Origin of the sequence: Streptomyces lomondensis, assembly GCF_014651035.1 — a bacterium.
Classification (GTDB): domain Bacteria; phylum Actinomycetota; class Actinomycetes; order Streptomycetales; family Streptomycetaceae; genus Streptomyces; species Streptomyces lomondensis.
This window is the reverse complement of record NZ_BMWC01000004.1, coordinates 82,335-105,955: the sequence shown is the minus strand read 5'-3', so window position 1 is coordinate 105,955 and position 23,621 is coordinate 82,335. Positions and strand designations below refer to the sequence as shown.

Annotated in this window: 21 protein-coding genes; 10 read left to right on the top strand and 11 right to left on the bottom strand. The window is 74.2% G+C overall.

The features are described 5' to 3' along the window. Positions 1–44: 44 nt before the first annotated feature. From IE255_RS15610 to IE255_RS15600, 3 genes are all read left to right on the top strand, one after another. On the top strand, positions 45–1,214 hold the full coding sequence (locus tag IE255_RS15610; protein ID WP_190050862.1) for a sensor histidine kinase: 1,170 nt from the start codon (positions 45–47) through the stop codon (positions 1,212–1,214). 14 nt (positions 1,215–1,228) lie between these two features. Further along, complete coding sequence (locus tag IE255_RS15605) at positions 1,229–1,891, top strand: response regulator (protein ID WP_190050861.1); 663 nt, start codon at positions 1,229–1,231, stop codon at positions 1,889–1,891. An 88-nt stretch (positions 1,892–1,979) separates the two neighbouring features. Beyond that, positions 1,980–3,134, top strand: coding sequence for an ROK family transcriptional regulator (locus tag IE255_RS15600; RefSeq protein WP_190050860.1), 1,155 nt, complete (start codon positions 1,980–1,982; stop codon positions 3,132–3,134). Between the two features lie 101 nt (positions 3,135–3,235). Here IE255_RS15600 and IE255_RS15595 read toward each other — a convergent pair whose 3' ends face one another. Both IE255_RS15595 and IE255_RS15590 read right to left on the bottom strand, forming a co-directional pair. Further along, a complete protein-coding gene (locus IE255_RS15595; protein ID WP_190050859.1) occupies positions 3,236–3,997 on the bottom strand; it encodes a GntR family transcriptional regulator in 762 nt (253 codons plus the stop codon). A gap of 169 nt (positions 3,998–4,166) precedes the next feature. Continuing rightward, positions 4,167–5,051, bottom strand: a complete 885-nt coding sequence (locus tag IE255_RS15590; protein ID WP_190050858.1) for an RNA polymerase sigma-70 factor — start codon at positions 5,049–5,051, stop codon at positions 4,167–4,169. 110 nt (positions 5,052–5,161) lie between these two features. On the opposite strand from IE255_RS15590, the gene IE255_RS15585 reads away from it, so the two are divergent. The 5 genes from IE255_RS15585 (at position 5,162) to IE255_RS15565 (ending at position 11,344) form a co-directional block, all read left to right on the top strand. Further along, positions 5,162–5,815, top strand: coding sequence for an NADPH-dependent F420 reductase (locus IE255_RS15585; protein WP_190050857.1), 654 nt, complete (start codon positions 5,162–5,164; stop codon positions 5,813–5,815). Positions 5,816–5,922: 107 nt separating this feature from the next. Further along, positions 5,923–6,753, top strand: a complete 831-nt coding sequence (locus IE255_RS15580) for an alpha/beta fold hydrolase (RefSeq protein WP_190050856.1) — start codon at positions 5,923–5,925, stop codon at positions 6,751–6,753. Positions 6,754–6,798: 45 nt separating this feature from the next. Further along, positions 6,799–8,235 (top strand): MocR-like pyridoxine biosynthesis transcription factor PdxR, encoded by a 1,437-nt coding sequence (gene pdxR / locus IE255_RS15575; protein WP_190050855.1) that lies wholly within the window; start codon positions 6,799–6,801, stop codon positions 8,233–8,235. Between the two features lie 171 nt (positions 8,236–8,406). Beyond that, entirely contained in the window at positions 8,407–9,981 is a 1,575-nt protein-coding gene (locus IE255_RS15570) for an alkaline phosphatase D family protein (RefSeq protein ID WP_190050854.1), read from the top strand. Positions 9,982–10,090: 109 nt separating this feature from the next. Continuing rightward, positions 10,091–11,344 (top strand): GNAT family N-acetyltransferase, encoded by a 1,254-nt coding sequence (locus tag IE255_RS15565; RefSeq protein WP_190050853.1) that lies wholly within the window; start codon positions 10,091–10,093, stop codon positions 11,342–11,344. Positions 11,345–11,348: 4 nt separating this feature from the next. Here IE255_RS15565 and IE255_RS15560 read toward each other — a convergent pair whose 3' ends face one another. Continuing rightward, positions 11,349–12,563, bottom strand: coding sequence for a trans-sulfuration enzyme family protein (locus tag IE255_RS15560; RefSeq protein WP_190050852.1), 1,215 nt, complete (start codon positions 12,561–12,563; stop codon positions 11,349–11,351). A 59-nt stretch (positions 12,564–12,622) separates the two neighbouring features. Between IE255_RS15560 and IE255_RS15555 the strand changes: the two genes are divergently transcribed. Both IE255_RS15555 and IE255_RS15550 read left to right on the top strand, forming a co-directional pair. Next, the gene (locus IE255_RS15555) at positions 12,623–13,114 is read left to right on the top strand and encodes an Lrp/AsnC family transcriptional regulator (RefSeq protein ID WP_190050851.1); all 492 of its coding nucleotides are present in this window, start codon (positions 12,623–12,625) and stop codon (positions 13,112–13,114) included. 32 nt (positions 13,115–13,146) lie between these two features. Continuing rightward, positions 13,147–14,838, top strand: coding sequence for a DUF885 domain-containing protein (locus IE255_RS15550; RefSeq protein WP_190050850.1), 1,692 nt, complete (start codon positions 13,147–13,149; stop codon positions 14,836–14,838). Here IE255_RS15550 and IE255_RS15545 read toward each other — a convergent pair whose 3' ends face one another. From IE255_RS15545 to IE255_RS15505, 8 genes are all read right to left on the bottom strand, one after another. Then, the gene (locus tag IE255_RS15545) at positions 14,839–15,672 is read right to left on the bottom strand and encodes an SDR family oxidoreductase (RefSeq protein WP_190050849.1); all 834 of its coding nucleotides are present in this window, start codon (positions 15,670–15,672) and stop codon (positions 14,839–14,841) included. Positions 15,673–15,793: 121 nt separating this feature from the next. Further along, positions 15,794–16,312, bottom strand: a complete 519-nt coding sequence (locus IE255_RS15540) for an immunity 21 family protein (protein ID WP_190050848.1) — start codon at positions 16,310–16,312, stop codon at positions 15,794–15,796. A gap of 53 nt (positions 16,313–16,365) precedes the next feature. Then, entirely contained in the window at positions 16,366–19,362 is a 2,997-nt protein-coding gene (locus IE255_RS15535; protein WP_190050847.1) for an AAA family ATPase, read from the bottom strand. Beyond that, a complete protein-coding gene (locus IE255_RS15530) occupies positions 19,359–20,522 on the bottom strand; it encodes an exonuclease SbcCD subunit D (RefSeq protein WP_190050846.1) in 1,164 nt (387 codons plus the stop codon). The genes IE255_RS15535 and IE255_RS15530 overlap by 4 nt, the downstream gene beginning before the upstream one ends. A gap of 107 nt (positions 20,523–20,629) precedes the next feature. Continuing rightward, the gene (locus IE255_RS15525; protein WP_190050845.1) at positions 20,630–21,256 is read right to left on the bottom strand and encodes a YigZ family protein; all 627 of its coding nucleotides are present in this window, start codon (positions 21,254–21,256) and stop codon (positions 20,630–20,632) included. Between the two features lie 27 nt (positions 21,257–21,283). Next, positions 21,284–21,826 carry a SixA phosphatase family protein gene (locus IE255_RS15520; protein WP_190050844.1) on the bottom strand — a complete coding sequence of 181 codons (543 nt, stop codon included), beginning with the start codon at positions 21,824–21,826 and terminating at the stop codon, positions 21,284–21,286. Further along, the gene (locus IE255_RS39190; RefSeq protein ID WP_229906426.1) at positions 21,823–22,731 is read right to left on the bottom strand and encodes a hypothetical protein; all 909 of its coding nucleotides are present in this window, start codon (positions 22,729–22,731) and stop codon (positions 21,823–21,825) included. The genes IE255_RS15520 and IE255_RS39190 overlap by 4 nt, the downstream gene beginning before the upstream one ends. Positions 22,732–22,842: 111 nt before the next feature. Beyond that, on the bottom strand, positions 22,843–23,619 hold the full coding sequence (locus IE255_RS15505) for an ABC transporter ATP-binding protein (RefSeq protein ID WP_229906425.1): 777 nt from the start codon (positions 23,617–23,619) through the stop codon (positions 22,843–22,845). Positions 23,620–23,621: the final 2 nt, after the last annotated feature.

The window sequence follows — 23,621 nt, the reverse complement described above, 5'->3', positions numbered from 1 at the left end:
GGCGGGGGAGGCTCGCTGTCAGTGGTGGCTGGCACGATGACGCAATGGTCCGCATGCTGCGCCCGTTCACGCGGGCGGTGACGTACACGCGGTGGCTGCATCTCGCGATGGCCGTCGTGTGGCCGGCGCTGTGGCTGTTCATCGACGAGGCGTGGTGGACTCCGGTCACCGCGGTGGTGCTGCTCGGGCTCGCGGGCCTGATACCCGCCGCGCGGGTCGTGGAGGGGTTCCAGGCCCGGCTGCTGCTGTTCGGCCATCGGGACGAGAGCGCGAGCATGGGGATCATGGTCGCTCCCTCGGCCACGTGGGCCGACCGCGGACGGACGGTGGTGTGGCTGGAGCTTCGGCTGCTCCTCGGCGCCGTGGTGTCCCACCTCACCTTCCAGTTACCGTTCCTCTCGGTGGACCTCGTGTCGACGGCGCTCAGCGGTGAGCGCGCCGCCGGCTCCTGGATTCCCGTGGGCGGCCACCACTGGTGGCATGTGCTGCTCGCACCCCTGCCCCTGGTGCTGACGGCCGCCCTCGTGGTCGGCTCGGGGCACCTCGTCACCCGGCTCGCCCTGCGGTTGCTGGGCCCCTCCCCCGCCGAGCGGCTCGCCGCCCTGGAGGAGCGCACCGAACAGCTTCTGGAACGCACGCGTATCGCCCGCGAGTTGCACGACTCCATCGGGCATGCGCTCACGGTCGCCGTGGTGCAGGCGGGGGCCGCGCGGGCGGCGGGCGACGCGGAGTTCACCGACCGGGCGCTGGGCGCCATCGAGGAGACCGGCCGGGCGGCCCTGGAGGACCTGGAGCGGGTGCTCGGCATCCTGCGCGAGTCGGAGAAACCGGTGAGCAGCAGACCGACCCTCGCGGATGCCGACCGCCTGCTGGAGTCCGCGCGCGCGTCGGGGGCGAAGGTCGACGCCGAGGTGACCGGCCCGGTGGACACGGTGCCCGGTCCGGTGTCCCGGGAGGGCTACCGGATCCTCCAGGAGTCGCTGACCAATGTGCTGCGGCACGCCGGGGCGGTCCCGGTACGGGTGCGTGTGCACGCCGCCGACGACACTCTCGTCATCGCGATACGCAATCCGTGCCCGGCGGGGATACCCGGCCCCGGTCGCGGCAGCGGCCTGCGCGGCATACGCGAGCGCGCGGCCCTGCTGGGCGGACTGGCACGGACCGGCCCCGACGAGGGTGACTGGCAGGTTCATGTCGAGCTGCCGTTGAGTTGATCTAGGCTAGGCCGATGCCGGTCACCGTTCTCCTCGTCGACGACGAACCCCTCGTACGCGCGGGTCTGCGGGCCGTGCTGGAGGCACAGCCCGACATCGAGGTGGTCGGGGAGGCCGCGGACGGGGCGTCGGTGATCCCGCTGGTGCGGCGGCTGCGGCCGGACGTGGTCGCCATGGACGTCCGGATGCCGCTGCTGGACGGTATCGAGGCCACCCGGGCGCTGCTGCGGACGGTCGACGAGCCGCCGCGGATCCTGGTGGTGACGACCTTCGAGAACGACGAGTACGTGTACGAGGCGCTGCGCGCCGGTGCCGACGGGTTCCTGCTGAAGCGGGCCCGGCCGGCCGAGATCGTGCACGCGGTGCGGCTGATCGCCGAGGGCGAGTCGCTGCTGTTCCCGGCGTCGGTGCGGCAGCTCGCCGCCGAGTACGGCGAGGGCGGCGGGAACCGTGCGGCGCGGGCCGTGCTGGAGCGGGCCCAGCTGACCGAGCGCGAGGCGGAGGTGCTGCGGCTGATGGCGCGGGGGCTGTCGAACGCGGAGATCGCGGCCCGGCTGGTCGTGGGCACGGAGACCGTGAAGTCGCATGTCAGCTCCGTGCTGGCGAAGTTGGGGGCGCGGGACCGCACCCAGGCGGTGATCGCCGCGTACGAGTCGGGGTTCGTGGCGCCGGGCTGATCACCGGGGCCGGTGCCCGCCCCTCGCCGGGGTGTGCCGCGCCGAAGTACGATCCGGCCAACACGCGCACGACCTGGGAGGACGGACGGTGGGGCGGCTGACCGGCGGGGATCCCTCGCTGCTGCGCAGGATCAACTCCGCGGTGGTGCTGCACGCGCTGCGTGCCACGGACTGCGCGACGCTGACCGAGATCACCCGGGTGACGGGGCTGTCCCGGCCGACCGTCGAGGGCGTCGTCGAAGGGCTCATCGAGGCCGGGCTCGTCGTGGAGAAGGCCGCCGAGGAGGGTGCCGCCCGGCGGCAGGGGCGGCCGGCGCGGCGGTTCCGGTTCCGGGCGGAGGCCGGGCACCTGCTGGGCGTGGAGATCGGGGCGCACCGGGTGGCGGCGCTGCTGGCCGACCTGGACGGCCGGGTGATCGGCGCCCAGGCCAGGGACGTGACGGAGACGGCGGGGGCCGACGAGCGACTGGAGCGGGTGCGGGGCGCGGTCGCCGAGCTGCTGCGGCGGGCCGGGGTCGCCCGCGGCTCGCTGCGGGCCGTGGGCGTGGCAACGCCCGGCATCGTCGAGGCGGACGGCACGGTACGGCTGGGCACGGCGCTGCCCGGGTGGACGGGGCTGCGGCTGGGCGAGCGGCTGAGCCGGTCGTTCAAGTGCCCGGTCCTGGTCGAGAACGACGCCAACGCGGCGGCCGTCGCCGAGCACTGGAAGGGTGCGGCCGTCGAGTCCGGCGACGTGGTGTTCGTGCTGGCGGGGCTCAGCCCCGGCGCCGGCTCGCTGATCGGGGGGCGGCTGCACCGGGGCTACGGCGGCGCGGCCGGCGAGATCGGAGCGCTGCACCTGCTGGGCCGGGAGGTGACGCCCGAGAGGCTCCTGTCCACCACGGACGAGCCCCTCCACCCCCTCGACGAACAGGCGGTCGCGGAGGTCTTCGCCCAGGCCCGCCAGGGCGACCAGCGGGCCCGCGCCGCCGTCGACCGCTTCATCCGGCGCCTGGTCCACGACGTGGCCGCCCTCGCCCTCGCCCTCGACCCGGAACTGGTCGTCATCGGCGGCTGGGCGGCGGGCCTGGACGGCGTCCTGGACCCCCTCCGCCACGAACTCGCCCGCTACTGCCTGCGCCCCCCACAGGTAACCCTCTCCCGCCTCGGCGACGCGGCAGTCGCGACAGGCGCCCTACGCCTGGCCCTGGACCACGTGGAGGAACAGCTCTTCACGATGGACGGCAGTGCAACAGCCTTTTAGGGGCGCGGGGCTGTATCGATTTGCGGCTCCGCCGCGTGGGCGCGACCAGCCACAACGCACCCGCAGCCCCCAACGCACCACACACCCCTACGGCGCCAAGGTCAAGACGCCCGCCGCTGCGGCCCGGCATCGATCTCCACGCCCCCCGCATCACCGAAGGTCAACCGGCACGTGTCAGCGCGATAAGTGGCAACCGAAAGCGCAGCCGTACCCCCCGCGGCGACGAACCGCGTCGTCACCACCAGCACAGGCGCCCCGGGCAGCCGGTCCAACTCCTTCGCGTCATCGGCCCCGGCGGAACCGAGCTCCACCGCGTTCTCCTGCCGCTCCAGCTCCAGCCGCTGGAGCTCCCGGAGCACCGCACGCGCACGTGCCGCTCCGGACGGCGCGTCGATCGCGGAGAGCTCCGGCACCGAGGACTGCGGGACGTACAGCAGCTCGGCGGCCACCGGCCGCCCCTGCGAGACGCGCGAGCGGCGCACGATGTGCACGGGCTCGTCGGCGCCGGTCCCCAGTACCTCGGCGACTGCCGCCGGCGGCACGGCCGCCGAGCAGTCGACGGGCTGCCAGGCGTCATCGGGGCCGCCCGGCCAGGTGTGCGGGCCGGTGCCGAGGGAGACGCCCACGCGGGGCGGCGCGACGGTCGTGCCGACACCGCGGCGGCGCTGGAGCCTGCCTTCCAGTTCGAGCTGCTCCAAGGCCTGGCGGAGCGTGGCGCGGGCGACGCCGAAGCGGGCCGCGAGGTCGCGCTCGTTGGGCAGGATCTCGCCCACGGAGAACTCCGAGTCGAGCGCTTGACTGAGCACGGTCTTGAGATGCCAGTACTTCGGTTCCGGCACCGATTCCAGCTGCGTGGTCCCCACCCTGTCCTCCGCAATCGCCGTGGTCGGCGGCTTTTTCGCGCCCTTGTTTATTAAAGGTTGTTGCACTTCTCTGCGACCATAGGGCGGCCCTGATCCTTGGTCAAGACCAATGGCCGGGAACGTTCACGGGACATCCGTACGGCCCCTCGGCCGCACGGCCCGGCCGCGTCTAGACGGCGGCCAGCGACCGCAGCTTGTCGGGGTTCCTGATGACGTAGACCGCCTGGACGCGGCCGTCGGCGACGTCGAGCTGGAAGACGGCGTCGGGCTTGTCGCCGGACAGGACCAGCACGGCCGGGCCGCCGTTGAGCTCCAGGAAACGCACGGACAGGTCCGGGAGGCCCTTCTGGGCGGCGCCGGCGAGGAAGCGGCCCACCTTGTCGGCGCTCTCCAGCACCCGCAGCGGCGCCCGCGCCTTGCCGCCGCTGTCGCCGACGAGCCGGACGTCCGGGGCGAGCAGGGCCATCAGGCCCTCCAGGTCGCCGTCCGCCGCGGCGGCCAGGAACCGTTCGGTGAGGTCACGCCGCTGGGCGGGGTCGACCTCGTAGCGCGACCGCCGCTCCTCGACGTGCTTGCGGGCCCGGCCGGCCAGCTGCCGCACCGCCGGTTCGCCGCGGTCGAGCATGGCGGCGATGTCGCCGTACGGGAAGCCGAAGGCCTCGCGCAGCACGAACACCGCCCGCTCCAGCGGTGACAGCGACTCCAGCACGACGAGGACGGCGAGGGAGACGGAGTCGGCCAGCATGGCCCGCTCGGCGGTGTCCGGCACGGTGTCGCCGAAGTCGGTGACGTACGGCTCGGGCAGCCAGGGGCCGACGTACGTCTCGCCGCGGGCCTTGATCTGGCGCAGCCGGTCGATGGCGAGGCGGGTGGTGATCCGCACCAGGTAGCCGCGCGGTTCGCGCACGTCGTCGCGGGCGGCGCCCGACCAGCGCAGCCAGGCCTCCTGGACCACGTCCTCCGCGTCGGCCACGCGACCCAGCATGCGGTAGGCGACGCCGAGCAGGACGGGGCGGTGGGCTTCGAAGACGTCGGTCGCGGTCTCGGTGGTCACGGCTCCATCCCAGCCCACCGGTGGGGCCCTGTCCAGGCGGAATCGCCCCGTGCCGGACACAATGGCCGAGAGGACGCCGGTGATCGGCGGTACGGCTCCCGGAGGTGGCGATGCGGTACGCGGTGCTGGGGACGGGGGAGGTCGGGCGCACGCTCGGCGGCCGTCTGGTGGAGCTGGGACACGAGGTGACGCTCGGCTCGCGGACGCGGGACAACCCGGCCGCGGCGGAGTGGGCCGCCGCAGCTGGCGCCGGGGCACGGACGGGGACGTTCGCGGACGCGGCGGCGTTCGGGGAGGTCGTGGTGAACGCGGTGGGCGGGCGGGTGGCGCTCGCCGCGCTGGAGGCGGCGGGGGCGGCGAACCTCGGCGGGAAGGTGCTGGTGGACGTCTCCAATCCGCTGGCGTTCGAGGAGGGCGAGCTGCGGCTGTCCCCGGTGGAGTCGGACAGCGTGGGCGAGCAGATCCAGCGGGCCTTTCCGCACGCGCGCGTGGTGAAGACGCTCAACACCGTCAACTGCCGGGTCATGGTGGATCCCGCGCGCGTGCCCGGTGAGCACCACGTCTTCGTCTGCGGGGACGACCCGGGCGCCAAGGAGCAGGTGACGGCGCTGCTCGGGGAGTTCGGCTGGCCGGCGGACCGGGTGCTCGACCTCGGCGGCATCAAGACGGCCCGTGCCGTGGAGATGTGGCTGCCCCTGTGGGTCGGCCTGCTGCAGAAGTTCGGGCACGCGGACTTCAATCTGGAGGTGCGCCGGGCCCGTTGAGCGGCACGGGGCCGTGAAGGTGGCGGCCCCATGGGGCTACCCGTCGGTAGCAATTGCTGACAAGCTGTCTACAGCGTCCGTCAGCCAGCACAGCCGAGGAGCACCCCATGGCCGCCACCGTCTCCTTCGACGTCGCCACCCCGCGCGGTGAGCAGCACGTGACCCTGTCGTACACGCGCGAGGGCAGCGGCGAACCGCTGCTCCTGCTGCACGGCATCGGCCACCACCGGCAGGTGTGGGACCCGGTGATCCCCGCGCTGGCGGCCGAGCGCGACGTCATCGCCGTGGACCTGCCCGGCTGCGGTGAGTCACCGGCGCTCCCCGACGGCATGGCGCACGACCTGCCGACGATGAACGCCGTCCTCGCGGCACTGTGCGAGGCGCTGGAGCTCGAACGCCCGCACGTGGCGGGCAACTCGCTGGGCGGCCTGCTGGCCCTGGAGCTGGCCCGGGCGCGCCTCGTCCGCTCCGTCACCGCCCTGTCCCCCGCCGGGTTCTGGAACGAGGCCGAGCGCCGCTACGCGTTCGCCGTGCTGACGGCGATGCGGCAGATCGCCCAGCGGATGCCGCTGCCCGTGGTCGAGCGGCTGGCCCGCCCGGCGATCGGCCGCACCCTGCTGACGAGCACCATCTACGCCCGCCCGGGCCGTCGTTCGCCCGAGGCCGTGGTCGCCGAGACGCTCGCGCTGGCCCGGGCCCAGGGGTTCTCCGAGACGCTCCGCTCCGGCCGGAGCGTGCAGTTCACGGACGACATCGTGGGCACGCCGGTCACCGTGGCGTGGGGCAACCGGGACCGGCTGCTGATCCCCCGCCAGGGCGTGCGCGCCAAGAGCGTCATCCCCCGCGCCCGGCTGGTCCGGCTGCCCGGCTGCGGCCACGTCCCGATGAACGACGACCCGGCGCTGGTGGCCAGGGTGGTGCTCGACGGCAGCCGCTGAACCGGAACTCCTGCTACCGGCACGGGGGTTCTAAGGTCTCCCCTCATGAGGCCATCCAAGAGCGATCCGGGCAGGGGTGCCGCGTCCGCCGCCTGGGAGGTGCTGCTCCCGGCCGCTTCGGCACCGGCACGCACGCGTGGCCGCGCCCTCCAGGCGGCGTTGCGCGAGGCGGTTCGTTCGGGCCGGCTGGCGCCGGGCACGCGGCTGCCGTCGAGCCGGGACCTCGCGGCGGACCTGGGGGTGTCGCGCGGGCTGGTCACGGAGGCGTACGAGCAGCTGACGGCGGAGGGCTATCTGCGCAGCGGCCGGGGCGCCGGGACCTGGGTGGGCGCCGCCGTACGGGCCGCCCGGCCGCGTGCGCACGACCTCGCACCGCGCGCGCCCGGTGCCCGCGCCGACTTCGTGCCAGGGACGCCGGACCTGTCGCTGTTCCCGCGCTCGGCGTGGGCCGCCGCGCACCGCGCTGTGCTGGCGGAATCACCGCACCAGGACCTGGGATACCCCGATCCGCGCGGACTGCCCGGGCTGCGGACCGCGCTGGCCGAACTGCTCACCCGGCGGCGGGGCGTGGTGGCCGACCCGGAGCGGATCATGATCGTCTCCGGGGTGACCCAGGCGACCACCCTGCTCGGTTTCGCGCTGCACGCGCGCGGGATGCGCGCCGTCGGCGTGGAGAACCCCGGCAGTCCCCAGCACGACGCGCTGTACGCCTCGGCCGGGGTCACGGCCGTGCCGCTGCCCCTGGACGGCGAGGGAATCGCCCTGGAGCCGCTGCGGGAGTCGGGCGTACGGGCCGTCGTGACGACACCGGCCCACCAGTTCCCCACCGGTATCGCCTACTCGGCCCGCCGGCGCGCCGAACTGCTCGACTGGGCGCGGTCCGTGGACGGCATCGTCCTGGAGGACGACTACGACGGCGACTTCCGCTACGACCGCGCCCCCGTCGGCGCGCTCCAGGGCCTCGACCCCGACCACGTCGCCTACACGGGCTCGGTCAGCAAGTCCCTCGCCCCGGGCCTGCGGCTGGGCTGGCTGCTGGTGCCCGCGTCCTGGGCGGAGGACGTCGTCGAACGCAAGCGCACCATGGATCTCGGCCACCCGGCCCTCGACCAGGCGCTGTTCGCCCGCTTCCTGGAACGCGGCGACTACGACCGTCAGCTGCGCCGCTGCCAGCGCGCCTACCGCGAGCGGCGTGACACGCTGGTCGCCGCCCTGGAGGAACACTTCCCCGGCTCGGAGGTGTCCGGGATCGCCGCGGGCCTGCATGTGATCGCCACGCTGCCGGAGCGGTACGGCCCCGAGGAGCGGTTCCTCGCGCGCGTGGCGGAGGCCGGGGTGGCGGTGCGTCCGCTGTCGGCCTGCGCCCACACGCGGACCGAGGACACCGCGAAGAAGGTGCGGCTCGTCCTGGGCTACGCGCACGTCCCGCCGGCCCGGATCGCCGAGGGGGTGCGTCTGATGGCGGAGGCCGCGACCGGGTGAGCCGGGCGCGGGTGCGTCTGGTGGCGGAGGCCGCGACCGGGTGAGCCGGGCGCGCTCACGGGTTCCCTCACCCCGCGGCCAGTTGTTCACTTGGGGTTCGTGTGTGCGCTGCGGCGTACCAGTAGTTGTGGCTCTGCACACTGGCCGGATCCCGTCCCTGGAGGCGTATCCATGTCACACCGTCCGTTCCCCGGGCGCCGCAGCGTCCTGCGCGGCTCCCTCGCCGCGTCGGCGGCCCTCTCCCTGCCCACCGCGCTCGGCGCGGCACCGGCCTTCGCGCGGTCCGGACGTCCGAAGGCGGAGTGGGGTGTGCAGGCGGGAGACGTGACCTGCGACTCCGGGCTGGTGTGGGTGCGGTCCGACCGGCCGGCCCGGATGATCGTCGAGACGTCGGCGACCGAGTCGTTCCGCAACGCGCGCAGATGGCGCGGCCCGCTGCTGGGCCCGGGCACGGACTTCACGGGCACGACCCCGCTGCGCGGCCTGCCGTCCGGCGAGCAGATCCACTACCGCGTGCTGCTCGCCGACCCGGACGACCCGCGCCGCACCGGCGAGCCGGTCACCGGCACCTTCCGCACCGCGTCCGCCAAACGCCGCGACGGCGTGCGGTTCGTCTGGTCCGGCGACCTGGCCGGGCAGGGCTGGGGCATCAACCCGGACCTCGGCGGCTACCGGATCTACCGGGCGATGGCCGACCTGGACCCGGACTTCTTCATCTGCAGCGGCGACAACATCTACGCCGACGGCCCGATCGCACCGACCGTGGCCCTGCCCGACGGCCGGACCTGGCGGAACATCACCACCGAGGAGAAGGCGAAGGTCGCCGAGACGCTCGCGGAGTTCCGCGGCAACTTCCGCTACAACCTCCTGGACGAGAACCTGCGCGCCTTCAACGCCCAGGTCCCGTCGATCATCCAGTGGGACGACCACGAGGTCACCAACAACTGGTACCCGGGCGAGATCCTCGGCGACACCCGGTACACCGAGAAGAACGTCGACGTGCTCGCCACCCGCGCCCGCCAGGCGTTCTCGGAGTACTTCCCGATCTCCACGCTGCGCCGCCCCGACGGCCGCGTCTACCGGGTGCAGCACCACGGCCCGCTGCTGGACGTCTTCGTCCTGGACATGCGCACCTACCGCAACGCCAACTCCCCGGACGACCAGCCCACCGACCCGCGAGGCATCCTCGGCCGCGAGCAACTGGAGTGGCTCAAGCGCGAGCTGTCCCGTTCCCGTGCCGTGTGGAAGGTGATCGCCTCCGACATGCCGCTCGGCCTGGTCGTCCCGGACACCGGCGACGGCAAGCCGAACATCGAGGCCGTCGCCCAGGGTGACCCCGGCGCGCCGCTCGGGCGTGAACTCCAGATCGCCGAGTTGCTGCGGTTCATCAAGCACCGGCGGATCACGGGCACGGTGTGGGTGACGGCGGACGTGCACTACACCTCGGCGCAGCACTACCAGCCGTCGCGGGCCGCCTTCACCGACTTCGAGCCGTTCTGGGAGTTCGTGTCGGGCCCGCTCAACGCCGGTGCCTTCCCGGCGAACACGCTCGACGGCACCTTCGGCCCGGAGCGCGTCTTCGTGAAGGCCCCCACCACCGCCAACGTCTCCCCCGCGGGCGGCTACCAGTTCTTCGGCGAGGTCGACATCGACGGCGGCAGCGGCGAACTGACGGTGCGTCTGCGCGAGCAGGACGGCACCGTGCTCTTCACCCAGGTGCTCCAGCCCGGCCTGGTCGGCCAGTAGGTACGGAACTCAACGTTTGAAGGGGTGATAAAGAGGGCACGATGCCCTTTTTACCCGCCAGTCACAAGGCGTTCGTGATCACGCAACACCCTTCCTTCACAGTGGGTGCATGACGCGAAACGTAACGGAAGTGACGCACCTCAACAACGGCGGCCCCGCGGGCCCCTGGCAGCGGGTCTCGGCGGCGTTCCAGGCCTGGCGAACACGACGCCACGAACACGCGCCGCCGACGGGTGATACCGAGTCCCCGGCACCGGAGCCGGTGCCGGGGGCGAACACCCTGTGGCGGATGCGGACGACGGTCAAGGACGAGCCGGGGTCACTGGCGGCGCTGTGCACGGCCCTCGCCGGGCACCGGGTCGACATCCTCAGCCTCCAGACGCATCCCCTGGCCGAGGGCACGGTGGACGAGTTCCTGCTGCGCGCCCCGGACGCGCTGTCGGCGTCCGCGATCACCACGGCCGTCCGGTCGGCGGGCGGCTTCGACACCTGGATCGAGCGGGCCGACGCCCACGACCTGGTGGACGCGCCGACCCGGGTCCTGGGCCTCGCCGCCCGGACCGCCCTGGACGCCGCGGAACTGCCCCTGGCCCTGCGCCAGTTGCTGGGCCGGTGCACGATCCGTTCCCAGCCCGCCCCGGCCGGCGACGACCGGGCACCGAGCGGCGCTCCGGTGGAGGGCGCCCTCGACGACACGGTGATGCGCCTGCGCGCGCCGGAAGGCGGGATGATCACCGTGGAGCGGCCGTACCTGCCGTTCACCCCGACCGAGTTCGCCCGGGCCAGGGCCCTGGTGGAACTGGACGCCCGGCTCGGTCCGCGCGTCCCGCACGGCCGGGACGTGCTCACCCTCGCCGAGGGCAGTGACATCACCGTGCGGCGGGCCGACACGCGTGACCTGGAGGCCGCGCGGGCGATGCACGAGCGGTGCTCGGAGCGCACGCTGAAGCTCCGCTATCACGGGCCGGTCGGGGACGCGGACCGGTATCTCAACCACCTGCTCAGCCCGCGGTTCGGGCGCACGCTGGCCGTGCAGACGGCTTCCGGGCGGCTCGTCGGGCTCGGTCATCTGCTGTGGGACGGCGACGAGACCGAGGTGGCGCTGATCGTCGAGGACGCGTGGCAGCGGCGGGGTGTGGGCTCCGAGTTGCTGGGGCGGCTGGTGGCGATGGCGGCCGAGGCGGGGTGCACGAGTGTGTATGCCGTGACGCAGGCGTCCAACACGGGGATGGTCGCGGCGATGCGGGGGCTGGGGCTTCCTCTCGACTATCAGGTCGAGGAGGGGACGCTGGTCATCACGGCGCGGCTGGGTGAGTCTGTTGCGACGGGTGCGGGTGAGTTGGGGAGCGCCTCAGCGTCGTAGGAGGTCATGACCGTTGGCGGGTGCGGGTGCGTTGTGGTTGTTCGCGCAGTTCCCCGCGCCCCTGAGTAAGCGCCTGGTCGAGATCTGACCACAGGTCCTCTACGTCCTCCAGGCCCACGGACATGCGCAGCAAACGGTCGCTCACCCCCGCCCCCCTGCGGTCCTCCGCGTCCACGATGCGGTGGCTGATGGAGGCGGGGTGCTGGATGAGGGTGTCGACGCTGCCGAGGCTCACCGCCGGGGTGATCAGGCGTACTCCGGCGATGACCTCGTGCGGATCGCCGTGCACCTCGAAGGAGACCATGGCGCCGCCGATGCGCGGGTAGTGGACCCGGGCGACGCGCGGGTCGGCGGCGAGGCGGTGGGCGAGTTCGGCGGCGGTGGCGGAGGCGGCCCGTACCCGCACGGGGAGGGTGGACAGGCCGCGCAGCAGCAGATAGCCCGCCAGCGGGTGCAGGACGCCGCCCGTGGCGAAGCGCATCTGCCGCAGTCGGCCCGCGAACTCCTCGTCGCAGGCGACCACGCCCGCCAGCACGTCCCCGTGCCCGCCGAGGTACTTGGTGGCGCTGTGCAGCACCAGCCGCGCGCCCTGTTCGGCGGGGCGCTGGAGGACCGGCGTGGCGAAGGTGTTGTCCACCAGCAGCGGCACCGAGCCGCAGGCGTGCGCGACGGCCCGCAGGTCGACCTCGGCGAGGGTGGGGTTGGCCGGGGACTCCACCAGGACCAGGCCGGTGTCCGGGCGCAGCGCGTCGGCGACGCCGGCCGGATCGGTCCAGGTCACCTCCGAGCCCAGCAGCCCGGCGGTCAGCAGATGGTCGCTACAGCCGTAGAGGGGGCGTACGGCGACGACGTGGCGCAGGCCCATCGAGCCCCGTACGAGGAGGACGGCGCTCAGCGCCGCCATGCCGCTGGCGAACGCGACCGCCGCCTCGGTGCCCTCCAGGCGGGCGAGCGCGGTCTCGAAGCGGGCGACGGTCGGATTGCCCAGCCGGCCGTACACGGGCGGGCCGTCCGGCTCCGCGCCGGTGGCGGCGAACGCGTCGATCCGGGCCGCCTCGCCGCGGCTGTCGTACGACGGGTAGGTGGTGGACAGGTCGATCGGCGGGGCGTGCAGGCCCTGCCGGGCGAGGTCGTCCCGCCCGGCGTGCACGGCCTCGGTGGCGAGTGCTCGCGGTGGGGTGCGTACGTCGTCGTGGGCGCCCAGGCTCGCTGTGTCCATGACGAAAGGGTGAACACCGAACGGGTCTGTGGGCACGGACGCCGTGCTACGTTCGGCCGATGGCCGAATCTGTCGTACTGGACCCGGTGGATCTCCACCTGCTGCGGCTGTTGCAGAACGACGCCCGGACGACGTACCGGGATCTCGCCGCCCAGGTCGGGGTGGCGCCGTCGACCTGCCTGGACCGGGTGGCCCGGCTGCGCCGCTGCGGCGTGATCCTCGGGCACCGGCTGGAGCTGGATCCCGCCAAGCTGGGGCGCGGCCTGGAGGCACTGCTGTCGGTGCAGGTCAGACCGCACCGGCGGGAGCTGGTGGGGCCGTTCGTGGAGCGGATCAGGGCGCTGCCGGAGTCGCGGACCGTCTTCCACCTCACCGGGCCGGACGACTACCTCGTCCATGTCGCGGTCGCCGACATGGCCGACCTCCAGCGGCTCGTGCTGGACGAGTTCACCGCGCGCCGGGAGGTGGCCCGGGTGGAGACCCGGCTGATCTTCCAGCAGTGGGAGTGCGGGCCGCTGCTGCCTCCTTCGCCCTCGGCTCAATCCGCGTGACGTGCGCTTCCCGTCGTACCAGGATGGACCGCATGTCTGAGATCAAGAGCCCGCTGCCCCGTGAGGTCGCCGACGCCTACGTCGACGAGCTCGTCTCCCTCGACCCGATCACCGGCACGTTCCTCGGCGTGAAGGAGAGTTCGAGCAGGTTGCCCGACACCTCCCCCGCGGGCCAGGAGGCGTTCGCGGAGCTGGCTCGCCGGACGCTGGCCCGGCTGGACGAGGCCGAGCGGCAGCCCGGCGCGGACAGTGACGTCGAACGCCGGTGCGGGCGGCTGCTGCGCGAGCGGCTCACCGCCGAACTCGCCGTGCACGAGGCCGACGAGGCCCTGCGTTCCGTCAGCAACCTGAGCTCCATCGCCCACTCGGTGCGGCAGGTGTTCACGGTGACGCCGGCGCAGACGGAGGAGGACTGGACGGCGATCGCCGAGCGGCTGCGCGCGGTCCCGGCCGCCCTGGAGGGCTACCGGGAGTCCCTGGCGCTCGGCCTGGAGCGGAAGCTGTACGGCGGACCGCGCGCCACGGCCACGTTCGTGGAGCAGCTCGGCGAGTGGGCCGACGCGGACGGCGAGGGACGCGGCTGGTTCGAGATCTTCGCGGCGGCCGGCCCCGAGGCCCTGCGGTCCGACCTGGACGCGGCGGCCCGCTCGGCCTCCGAGGCCGTCGTACGGCTGCGCGACTGGATGCGGGACGTGTACGCGCCGACGATCGAGGGCGCGCCGGACGTGGTGGGCCGGGAGCGGTACGCGCGCTGGGTGCGGTACTTCAACGGCACGGATCTCGACCTGGACGAGGCGTACGCGTACGGCTGGTCCGAGTACCACCGCCTGCTCGGCGAGATGAGGACCGAGGCCGAGAAGATCCTGCCGGGTGCGGCCACGCCGTGGGTGGCGCTGGCCCACCTCGACGAGCAGGGCACGCACATCGAGGGCGTCGACGAGGTCCGCGACTGGCTCCAGGCCCTGATGGACGAGGCGATGGACGCGCTCGACGGCACCCACTTCGACCTGGCCGAGCGGGTGCGCCGGGTGGAGTCGCGGATCGCGCCTCCGGGCAGCGCGGCGGCCCCCTACTACACGCCGCCGTCGGACGACTTCTCCCGCCCCGGCTGCACCTGGCTGCCGACCATGGGCGAGACCCGCTTCCCGGTCTACGACCTGGTGTCGACCTGGTACCACGAGGGCGTGCCCGGCCACCACCTCCAGCTGGCCCAGTGGAAGCACGTGGCGAAGGACCTCTCCCGCTACCAGGCGAGCGTCGGCATGGTGAGCGCCAACGCCGAGGGCTGGGCCCTGTACGCGGAGCGGCTGATGGACGAGCTGGGCTTCCTGACGGACCCGGAGCGCCGGCTCGGCTACCTGGACGCGCAGATGATGCGGGCCGTGCGCGTCATCATCGACATCGGCATGCACCTGGAGCTGACGATCCCGGACGACTCGCCGTTCCACCCCGGCGAGCGGTGGACGCCCGCGCTTGCGCAGGAGTTCTTCGGCTCGCACAGCAGCCGGCCGGCGGACTTCGTGGAGAGCGAGCTGACCCGCTACCTGTCGATGCCGGGCCAGGCCATCGGCTACAAGCTCGGCGAGCGGGCCTGGCTGCTGGGCCGCGAGAACGCCCGCGCCCGGCACGGGGAGGCCTTCGACCCGAAGGCGTGGCACATGGCGGCGCTGTCGCAGGGGTCCCTGGGTCTGGACGACCTGGTGGACGAGCTGTCCGCCCTGTGATCAGCGCCGGAAGCCGCCCTCGGAGTTGATGACCTCGCCGGTGATCCAGCCCGCCTCGTCGGTCGCCAGCCAGGCGATGAGGCGGGCCGGGTCGTCGGGCATGCCCCATCGGCCGGAGGGGAAGCGTGCGGCGACGGCCTCGTAGTCCGCGCCGCTCAGGTAGTCCGTGTCGACGGGGCCGGGGTTGACGGTGTTCACCGTGATCCCCTGCTCGGCGAGTGTGGCCGACAGGGAGCGGGTGATCGAGGCGAGGGCGCCTTTCTGGAGGGCGTAGGCGATCTCGCCGGGCATGCCGCTCGCGATGTCCTGCCCGGAGGTCATCATCACGACGCGCCCCCCGGGGCCGGGGGGCCGCAGCCGGGCGTGGGCCTGGATCAGCAGCAGGACCGACCGGGTGTCGACTGCCCAGTGCCGGTCGAGCATCGTGGCGTCGATGTCGTCGAGGGCGCCGTCGAATCCGCTCTGCGCGTGGTTGGCGACGAGGATGTCGAGGCGTCCGCCGAGCGCGTCGGCGGCCCGGGCGACGAGCTCGGCGGGCACGGCCGGATCGGCCAGGTCGCCGGGTCCGGCCACGACCCGGGCCTCGGGGGCGCAGACTGCGTCGCGCACCGAGGCGAGGACGTCCTCGGGGCGGTCGGCACCCCACGGCTGGTCGGCGTCGTGCGGCACGTGGTGGTGCAGGTAGACGCTCGCCCCGTAGGCGGCGAGCCGCCGGGCCACGGCATGGCCGATACCGGCGCGCCGGCTGGCACCGGTGACAAGGGCCGTCCGGCCGCGCAGGGGCAGGGGGTCGCGGCGCAGTTCTTCGGGGGTGGGGTGGGGAAGTCGAGGCATACGGATCATGGTGGCCCGGGCTTCTTGAGCGACGCACGCGAATATCGCCCTTCAGGGGCGCGGGGAACTGCGCGACCAGCCACAAAAAGCCCGCACAGGCCGAACAGCCGTCGGCCCAAGGTCATCTGGGCGCCAGCAGCCGAAGCTGCACCAGACCCAGCCAGGTCTCAGGCCCCGGCTGAACCCGAGCCGCCCGCACCTCGTAGCGCCCGGGCTCCAGGACCACCCGGACACCCTCGCTCCCCGAAGGGCCCGACCCGGGCCACGCCGCGTCAAAGAGAAGCACGGATCCGGGCACCTCCCAGTGAACCTCCGGCTCCCACTCCGCCGTGTCGACAGCCAGTGGCACGCTCGCCAGCAACTCGTCCTCGGAGTTGCCCGCGCACCACCGGACGAACATCGCACGGTCGGGCAGATAGGCCGTCGAGGCAGGCTCGTCACCCAGAACCAGCGCCGTGCAGTCGCCGACCGGGAGGAGTCCGACGTGTCCGTCCACCTCGCAGGCCCGGTCGTAGTCCGACGCCGTCTCCTCGCCGTCGGCGCCCGCCCAGAACGGCAGGACGGTCTCGGGTACCGCTATCAGCGGCCCACCGCCCGACTCCACCCACTCCACGACGCCCGGCTCCGCGTATCGCACCATGGCGCAAGAACCTACAGGGTCAACTCGCGGCAAAAAATCGGGGGTTCAGGCCGTCAGCCGGTGCCCCGCTGCCGCAGCGCCGACCCCGACCTGCCCTTGACGACCTCCAGCTGGGCGTGGATCCGCCGCCGCAGGTCGGGCACGTGGCTGACGATGCCGACGCTGCGGTCCCGTTCGCGCAGGGAGTCGAGGACGTCGAGGACCTCGTCGAGGGTCTGGTCGTCGAGGCTGCCGAAGCCCTCGTCGATGAAGAGGGTGTCCAGCCGCACCCCGCCCGCCTCGTCCGTGACGACGTCCGCGAGGCCGAGGGCGAGGGCGAGGGAGGCGAAGAACGTCTCGCCGCCCGACAGCGTCGCCGTGTCCCGCTCGCGGCCCGTCCAGGCGTCTACGACGTGCAGGCCGAGGCCGCTGCGGCCGCGTCCGGTGCGGTCGTCGGAGTGGACGAGGGTGTAGCGGCCGGACGACATGCGCCGCAGCCGTACGGTCGCGGCGGCGGCGACCTGTTCCAGCCGGGCGGCCAGTACGTACGACTCCAGGCGCATCCGGCGTTCGTTGTCCGCCGAGGTGCCGGCGGTGAGCCCGGCCAGGCGGGCGACCCGGTCGTACTCCTCGCGCAGCGGCGCCAGCCGGCGCACGGCGGCGGTCGCGCAGGCGGACAGCCGGTCGAGTTCGGCGCAGCGCCGGCCGGCGGCGTCGTGGGCGGAGGCGGCGTCGCGCAGGCGGCGGGCCGCGTCGTCGGCGGCCCGCTGCGCCGAGGCGACGTCGGCGGGCCGCTGCCGGGCGGCGGTCGCGGTGTCGGCCTCGGCGAGGACGGCGCGTACGGCGGCCTCCTCGCTCTGCCAGGCGTCCAGCCGGCGTTGCAGCTCGCGGTGGGCGGCGTCGTCGAGGAGGGCGGCGGCCGCGGCCTGCGGGGTGTCGAAGCCGGCGCGGAAGGCGGCGTCGGCGAGGCGGGCGTCGGCGTCCTTGAGCCGCTGCGCCGCGTCCTCGGCGGCGCGGGCGGCGTCGGCGGCGTCGGTGAGCAGCGCGGCCTGCCGCTGGAGCTGCGCGGCCCGCGCGGCGACGCTGTCCAGGGCGCCCCGCGCCCGGTCCAGCTCCTCTTCCAGGACGGCCCGTTCGCGGTCCAGCCGTTCCCGGTGGCCGACCCGGGCGGCGGTCCGCACGGCGGCCTCCTGCCGGGCGGCGACGCGCTGTTCGTGCTCGTGCCCGGCCTGCCGCAGCCGCTCCTGCGCGGAGTGCAGCTCGGCGCCGGCCCCGCGGGCGTGCGCGTACCGCTCCTCCAGCTCCTCGGCCTCGACGGCGAGCCGGTCGGTGGGGGTGTCCCCGGCCTCGGCGGTGGCGGCGGCCAGCGCCTCCCGTACGACGCCGAGGCGCCGCTCGTGCTCGGCGCGCTCCTCGTCGGCCCGCTGGTAGGCGGCGAGGGCCTGTTCCTCCGCCTCGCGGTCGACGTGCCCGGCGACCTTGCGGGCGGGGGCCGGATGCTCGGTGGCACCGCAGACGGCGCAGGGCTCGCCGTCGGTGAGGTGCGCCGCCAGTTCGGCGGCGATGCCGGTCAGGCGCTGTTCCTTGAGGTCGAGCCAGTGCTGCTTGGCCCGCAGTGCCTGGTCCTGCGCCGTGCGGACCCGGTCGACGGCCTCGTCCGTGTCCTCGGCGAGCTGGTCGCGCAGCCGGGCCGCCCGCAGCCGCTGCCGCGCGGGCTCGCGTTGTACGGCGAGCTGTTCGGCGAGGGAGGCGGCCTGCTGGGCGGAGTCGACCCGGGCCTGGAGCGCGGTGCGCGTCTCCTCCCAGCCGTCGAGCCAGGCCTGCGCCTCGTGCAGGACGTCCGCGTCGGCGCGCTCCTGGCGGTCCAGGCCGACGCGCTCGTCGAGGAGTTCGGCCAGGCGCCGTTCGGCGCGGCGGGCCGAGTCCAGCCCGCCCAGTTCCTCGGTGGCGCGGCGGGCGGCGGCGGCCAGTCCGGCCGGGCCCGCGTCGGCGAAGCTTTCGGGCAGCAGGGCACGCGCGCGTGCCTCGCCCGCGGCCGTGCGCCGGTGTTCGGCGTCGGCGGACTCGCGCAGGTCCAGGGCGGGCGCGACTGCCTCGGCCTTGCGGGCCCGCTCCATGAGCGCCTGCGCCTCCCGGTACGCCTCGGCTCCCGCCTCCAGGCGCGCCGCCCGTTCCCGGGCCTGAGTGAACCGGTGCTGGAGCCGGGCGAGTTCGCGTGCCTCGTCCAGGGCGCGGGCGGCGGTGGCCTGCGCGGACTCGGCGGCGGCGAGCGTGCACGCGGCGACGGTGAGCTGTTCCCGGGCGGTGCTGCGGGCGACGGCGGCGGCGCCCAGCACGGTTTCGGCGAGTCCCGGTTCGCCCGGGGCGAGGTCCGGCAGCTCCATGGCGTCGCCCGCGGCCTGCTGCATGCGGTGGGCGTCGGCCAGCAGCTCGGCGTCGCCGTCCCGCACTGCGGCCTCGGTGGCGCGGCGGCGCTCGGCGAGGCGCTTCTCGACGTCGGCGAAGCGGCGGGTGTCGAACAGGCGGCCGAGCAGCTTGCCGCGGGCCTCGGCGTCGGCGCGCAGGAACCGGGCGAAGTCGCCCTGCGGCAGCAGCACGACCTGGCAGAACTGCTCCCGGCTCATGCCGAGCAGCTGGGTGATCTCCTCGCCGATCTCCTGGTGGGAGCGGCTGAGGTCCTTCCAGGCCCCGGCCGCCGCGTCGTGCTCGCGGAGCCAGGTCTGCGCCTTGTCCAGGGTCGTGCCGGTTCCGCGCTTCTTGGGGCGCTCCCAGGGGGGCTGCCGGGTGATCTCCAGCCGGCGTCCGGCGACGGTGAGGTCGAGGGTGACCTCGGTGCGGGTCGCGGGGGCGGCGTGGTCGCTGCGCAGGGTCGTGCCCTGTCCGCCGCTCTGCCGGGCGCCCGGCACCGAGCCGTACAGCGCGTAGCACACGGCGTCGAGGACGGAGGTCTTGCCCGCGCCGGTCGGGCCGTGCAGCAGGAACAGCCCGGCGGCCGACAGCTCGTCGAAGTCGACGGTCTGGGTGTCCCCGAAGGGCCCGAAGGCGGTGACCGTGAGCCGGTGGAGCCTCACCGGGCCACCTCCCGCACCGTCTCGTCGGCCCGCACCGCGTCGAACGCGTCCCGCAGTACGCCCTGTTCGTGCGCGTCGGGCCCGGCGCCGCGCACATGGGCGACGAAGTCCTCCGCGATCTGCTGGTCGCTGCGTCCGGCGAGGCGGCGGGCGTACGACACCTCCGTCTCCTCCTGGTCCCGGTCGGGGTCGAAGACGAGGCTGAGCGTGTGCGGGAAGCGCTCGGTGAGCCGGGCCATCGGGTCGGCCGGGCGGACCGGGTCGGTGAGCGTCGCCTCGACCCACGCCTCCTCGTGCCGCGCCAGCTGCGGGTCGGCGAGCAGGTCCTCCAGCGTGCCCCGGATCCGGGCCAGGGGGCGCGGCACCGGGCAGTCGACGCGCTCGGCGTCGATCGAGCCGTCGGCGGCCAGGTCGACCAGCCACATGCTCTTGCGGTGGGCGGCCTCGGAGAAGGAGTAGGGCAGCGGGGAGCCGGAGTAGCGGACGCGGTCGGTGAGGGTCTGGCAGCCGTGCAGATGCCCGAGCGCCACGTAGTCGACGCCGTCGAACACGCCGGCGGGCACCGCGGCCACGCCACCGACGGTGATGTCCCGTTCGCTGTCACTGGGTTCGCCGCCGGTGACGAAGGCGTGCGCGAGGACGACGGAGCGGGTGCCGGGCGCGCGGCCGGCGAGGTCGGCGCGGACCCGGTCCATGGCGGCGGCGAGCACCGCCTCGTGCCCGGCCTTCTCCACGCCGAACTCGTCCTTCACCAGGGCCGGTTCGAGATACGGCAGTCCGTAGAAGGCGACGTCACCGTGCGCGTCGGCGAGCACCACCGGGGTACCGGCCGCCGACGGCTCGGTCCGCAGATGGATGCCGGCCCGCCCGATCAGGCCGGCGCCGACGCCCAGCCGGCGGGCCGAGTCGTGGTTCCCGGAGATCATCACCGTCGGCACGCCGAGGTCGGCGAGGCGGTGCAGGGCGTCGTCGAACAGCTCGACCGCGGCGAGCGGCGGCACGGCCCGGTCGTACACGTCCCCCGACACGACCACCGCGTCCACGGCCCGCTCCCGCACGGTCGTGACGAGGTGGCCGATGAACTCGGCCTGCGCGCCGAGCATGTTCACCCGGTGGAACGCCCGGCCGAGGTGCCAGTCGGAAGTGTGCAGCAGTCTCATGATCCCCCGAGACTAACCGCCGGGCCTGACATCACGGGTGGTTACTCCCGTATCGACCGTCATCACTCGCCCCAGCCCCGCCCGTTATGCATGCTTCGCCCGGACCGTCAGGCGTCGCCGTACGCCTCCCCGCCCAGTTCGAAGCGGACCGTGCCGGAGGTCACGTCCGCGAGCCAGGCGCGGACGGCGTCCACGTCGGCGTCCGGCAGGGCGATCTCGATCGTGACGGCCTCCCCGTAGCGCACGTCCCGCACCTCGCGTCCAGTGGTGCGCAGGTCGTTCTCCAGCTTGCCGGCCCGCTGGTGGTCGACGGTGACCGTGGCCAGCCGGAACCTGCGGCGGGTGCGCGTGCCCAGGGTGTCCAGGGCCTCGCCGACCGCCCCGCCGTACGCCCGGATGAGCCCGCCCGCGCCGAGCTTGACCCCGCCGTAGTAGCGGGTGACGACGGCGACGACGTACCGCATGTCGCGGCGCAGCAGCATCTGGAGCATGGGGACGCCTGCGGTGCCGCCGGGTTCGCCGTCGTCGCTCGCCTTCTGGACGGAGGCGTCGGCGCCGATGACGTAGGCCCAGCAGTTGTGGGTGGCGTCGGCGTGCTCCTTGCGGACCGTGGCGATGAACGCCTGGGCCTCCTGCTCGGTGGCCGCCGGGGCGAGGGCGCACCGGAAGCGGGAGCGGTTGACCTCGGTCTCGTGCACGCCGGCGCGGGCGACCGTGCGGTATTCGTCCTGCATCCGGCCAGCCTATGCGCGGGCCCGGGGCTACTTCTTCGCGCCCCGGGGCACGGTCACGGACGTGAGCAGCGCGGTGCCGGGAGTCAGGGCCCGCCAGGTGGTGCCGCGCCAGGACAGGACGGCGATCGCCGAGGTGGGGAACTTCGTGCGGACCCGCTCCAGACTGTCGTCGAGGCCGTCGCCGGCGAGCGCCAGGACCAGTTCCTCCAGGCCGGGGTTGTGCCCGATCAGCAGCAGCGTCTCCACCTCGGCGGGCACCTCGTGCACGACGGCCAGGAGGCCGGGGGCGCCGGCGGCGTACAGGCGCCGGTCGTAGCGGACCGGCGGGGGCGTGCCCCACTGGGCGGCGGCCAGGTCCCAGGTCCGGCGGGCGCGTACGGCGGTGGAGCACAGCGCGAGGTCCGGCAGGCAGTCGGCCTCGGCCAGGGCCCGGCCGGCCGCGGGGGCGTCCCGGCGGCCGCGCGGGGCGAGCGGGCGCTCGTGGTCGGCGACGTCCACGGGCCAGGCGGACTTGGCGTGCCGCAGCACGACCAGTCGGCGCAGCGGGCCCGCTCCGGCACGCTCGATCATGACGGTGTTCCCAGGTCGCGGGTGAGGTCGAGGCCGAGGAGCCGGTCGGCGTAGGCGTACGTCTCGAACCGGGCGCCGTCCGGCAGGTCCGGGTCGGTCTCGACGTGGCGCAGGACGTCCAGCACCCCGGGCACGTCCAAGTCGTCCTCCCAGGCCGCACGCAACCGCCCGCGCACGTCGTCGGGCACCGGCCGCGAAGGCCGCCGCGCCCAGCGGGCGACGGCGCCCCGCCACCGGGCGAGGGTGACACCGGCGTCGTCGAGCCCGGCCGCCTCCAGGTGGACGGGAGCGCTGTGGTGCCGGGAGAGGAGTGCGAGACGCAGAACGGCGGGGTCGGTGTGCTCCGGCGGGTCCGATTCCGCCGGCTGGGCGTGGGGCAGCAGGCCCCATTCCGTCGACCGCACGTGCGGCGGGTCCGATCCCGCCGACCCACCGATCCACGCGCCCGATTCCGCCGACCGACCGTGCGGCGGGTCCGACTCCCCCGGCTCACCGGCCGAGGCACCCGTTCCCCCCGCCCCACCGACCGACGCGCCCGCATCCCCCCGCTGCACAGGCGCCACAGCGATCCGCACTCCCTCCGATGCCGACCCGCCCTCGGCCGCGACATGGACGACCTGGGCCTCGCCCAGTCCCGCGCCGACGTCGGGGCTGTCCTCGAAGGGGCGGATGCCGAGCAGCGCGGCGCCCGCTCGCAGCTCCGCCTGCCGGCGTCCGCCGGTCAGCGTGGCCCACACGGGGGTGCCGCCGAGCTCCAGGGCCCGGACGAGGAGGTCCGCGACGAGCAGCACCCGCAGGTTCGTCGTGTCGGAGCCGGGCGCGTGCACCTCGACACGGGTCAGGCCCCGGCGGGCGGGGGCGGCGTCGACCGGCTCGCCGGTACGGGCGTCGATGATGCGCAGCACGAGGCGAGCGTAGGCGGGTGGGCGGGCCCGCGCAGGCCTGTTCGGCCATTTTCGGTCACTGTGGCGAAATCACCCCACCAATGGCGTGCAGACACCCATGGCATCCAGCCCTCACCCCAGCGTCCCCAGGAACCGCACATGGGGCCGCCCCTCAGACCCTTCGCGGCTGACGGCGGCCCGCACCCCGTACACCTCCGCGATGAGCCCTTCCGTGAGGACCTCACCCGGAGCACCGGCCGCCACGACCCGCCCCCCGCTCAGCACGACGACCTGGTCGCAGTACATCGCCGCGAGGTTGAGGTCGTGCAGGGCGACGACGGCGGTGACGGGCAGCTCCGTGACCAGGGCGAGCAGGTCGAGCTGGTGGTGGATGTCGAGGTGGTTGGTCGGCTCGTCCAGGAGGAGTTCGCGGGGTTCCTGCGCGAGCGCGCGGGCGATCTGCACCCGCTGGCGTTCGCCGCCCGAGAGGGTGTGCCAGCGCCGGCCGGCCCGGTCGGCGAGGCCGGTGCGCTCCAGGGCTGCACGCACCGCCCGCTCGTCGTCCGCCGAGGCGGGGTTCCAGGCACGGCGGTGCGGCACACGGCCCAGCCGTACGACGTCCGCGACGGTCAACTCGACCTGCGTGTCGGACTGTTGCTCGACGACGGCGAGGCGGCGGGCGACCGTACGGCGGGGCAGGTCGCCCAGCGGCGTGCCGTCGAGGGTGACGACTCCGGCCGTCGGCGTGAGCAGCCCGGCCAGGAGCCGCAGCAGCGTGGACTTGCCGGAGCCGTTGGGGCCGAGGACGCCGACGGTGGAGCCGGTCTCCGGGGCGAGGACGACGCCGTCGAGGATGAGGCGCCCGTCGGTCCGCCGGCTCACCCGGTCGGCGCGGAGCCCGGTCCTCACAA

Excerpts from the sequence above, each read along its gene's own strand:
- IE255_RS15610 (WP_190050862.1), top strand. The coding sequence starts at position 45 with ATGGTCCGCATGCTGCGCCCGTTCACGCGGGCGGTGACGTACACGCGG.
- IE255_RS15605 (WP_190050861.1), top strand. The coding sequence starts at position 1,229 with ATGCCGGTCACCGTTCTCCTCGTCGACGACGAACCCCTCGTACGCGCG.
- IE255_RS15585 (WP_190050857.1), top strand. The coding sequence starts at position 5,162 with ATGCGGTACGCGGTGCTGGGGACGGGGGAGGTCGGGCGCACGCTCGGC.
- IE255_RS15580 (WP_190050856.1), top strand. The coding sequence starts at position 5,923 with ATGGCCGCCACCGTCTCCTTCGACGTCGCCACCCCGCGCGGTGAGCAG.
- pdxR (WP_190050855.1), top strand. The coding sequence starts at position 6,799 with ATGAGGCCATCCAAGAGCGATCCGGGCAGGGGTGCCGCGTCCGCCGCC.
- IE255_RS15570 (WP_190050854.1), top strand. The coding sequence starts at position 8,407 with ATGTCACACCGTCCGTTCCCCGGGCGCCGCAGCGTCCTGCGCGGCTCC.
- IE255_RS15565 (WP_190050853.1), top strand. The coding sequence starts at position 10,091 with ATGACGCGAAACGTAACGGAAGTGACGCACCTCAACAACGGCGGCCCC.
- IE255_RS15560 (WP_190050852.1), bottom strand. The coding sequence starts at position 12,563 with ATGGACACAGCGAGCCTGGGCGCCCACGACGACGTACGCACCCCACCG.
- IE255_RS15555 (WP_190050851.1), top strand. The coding sequence starts at position 12,623 with ATGGCCGAATCTGTCGTACTGGACCCGGTGGATCTCCACCTGCTGCGG.
- IE255_RS15550 (WP_190050850.1), top strand. The coding sequence starts at position 13,147 with ATGTCTGAGATCAAGAGCCCGCTGCCCCGTGAGGTCGCCGACGCCTAC.
- IE255_RS15545 (WP_190050849.1), bottom strand. The coding sequence starts at position 15,672 with ATGCCTCGACTTCCCCACCCCACCCCCGAAGAACTGCGCCGCGACCCC.
- IE255_RS15540 (WP_190050848.1), bottom strand. The coding sequence starts at position 16,312 with ATGGTGCGATACGCGGAGCCGGGCGTCGTGGAGTGGGTGGAGTCGGGC.
- IE255_RS15530 (WP_190050846.1), bottom strand. The coding sequence starts at position 20,522 with ATGAGACTGCTGCACACTTCCGACTGGCACCTCGGCCGGGCGTTCCAC.
- IE255_RS15525 (WP_190050845.1), bottom strand. The coding sequence starts at position 21,256 with ATGCAGGACGAATACCGCACGGTCGCCCGCGCCGGCGTGCACGAGACC.
- IE255_RS15520 (WP_190050844.1), bottom strand. The coding sequence starts at position 21,826 with ATGATCGAGCGTGCCGGAGCGGGCCCGCTGCGCCGACTGGTCGTGCTG.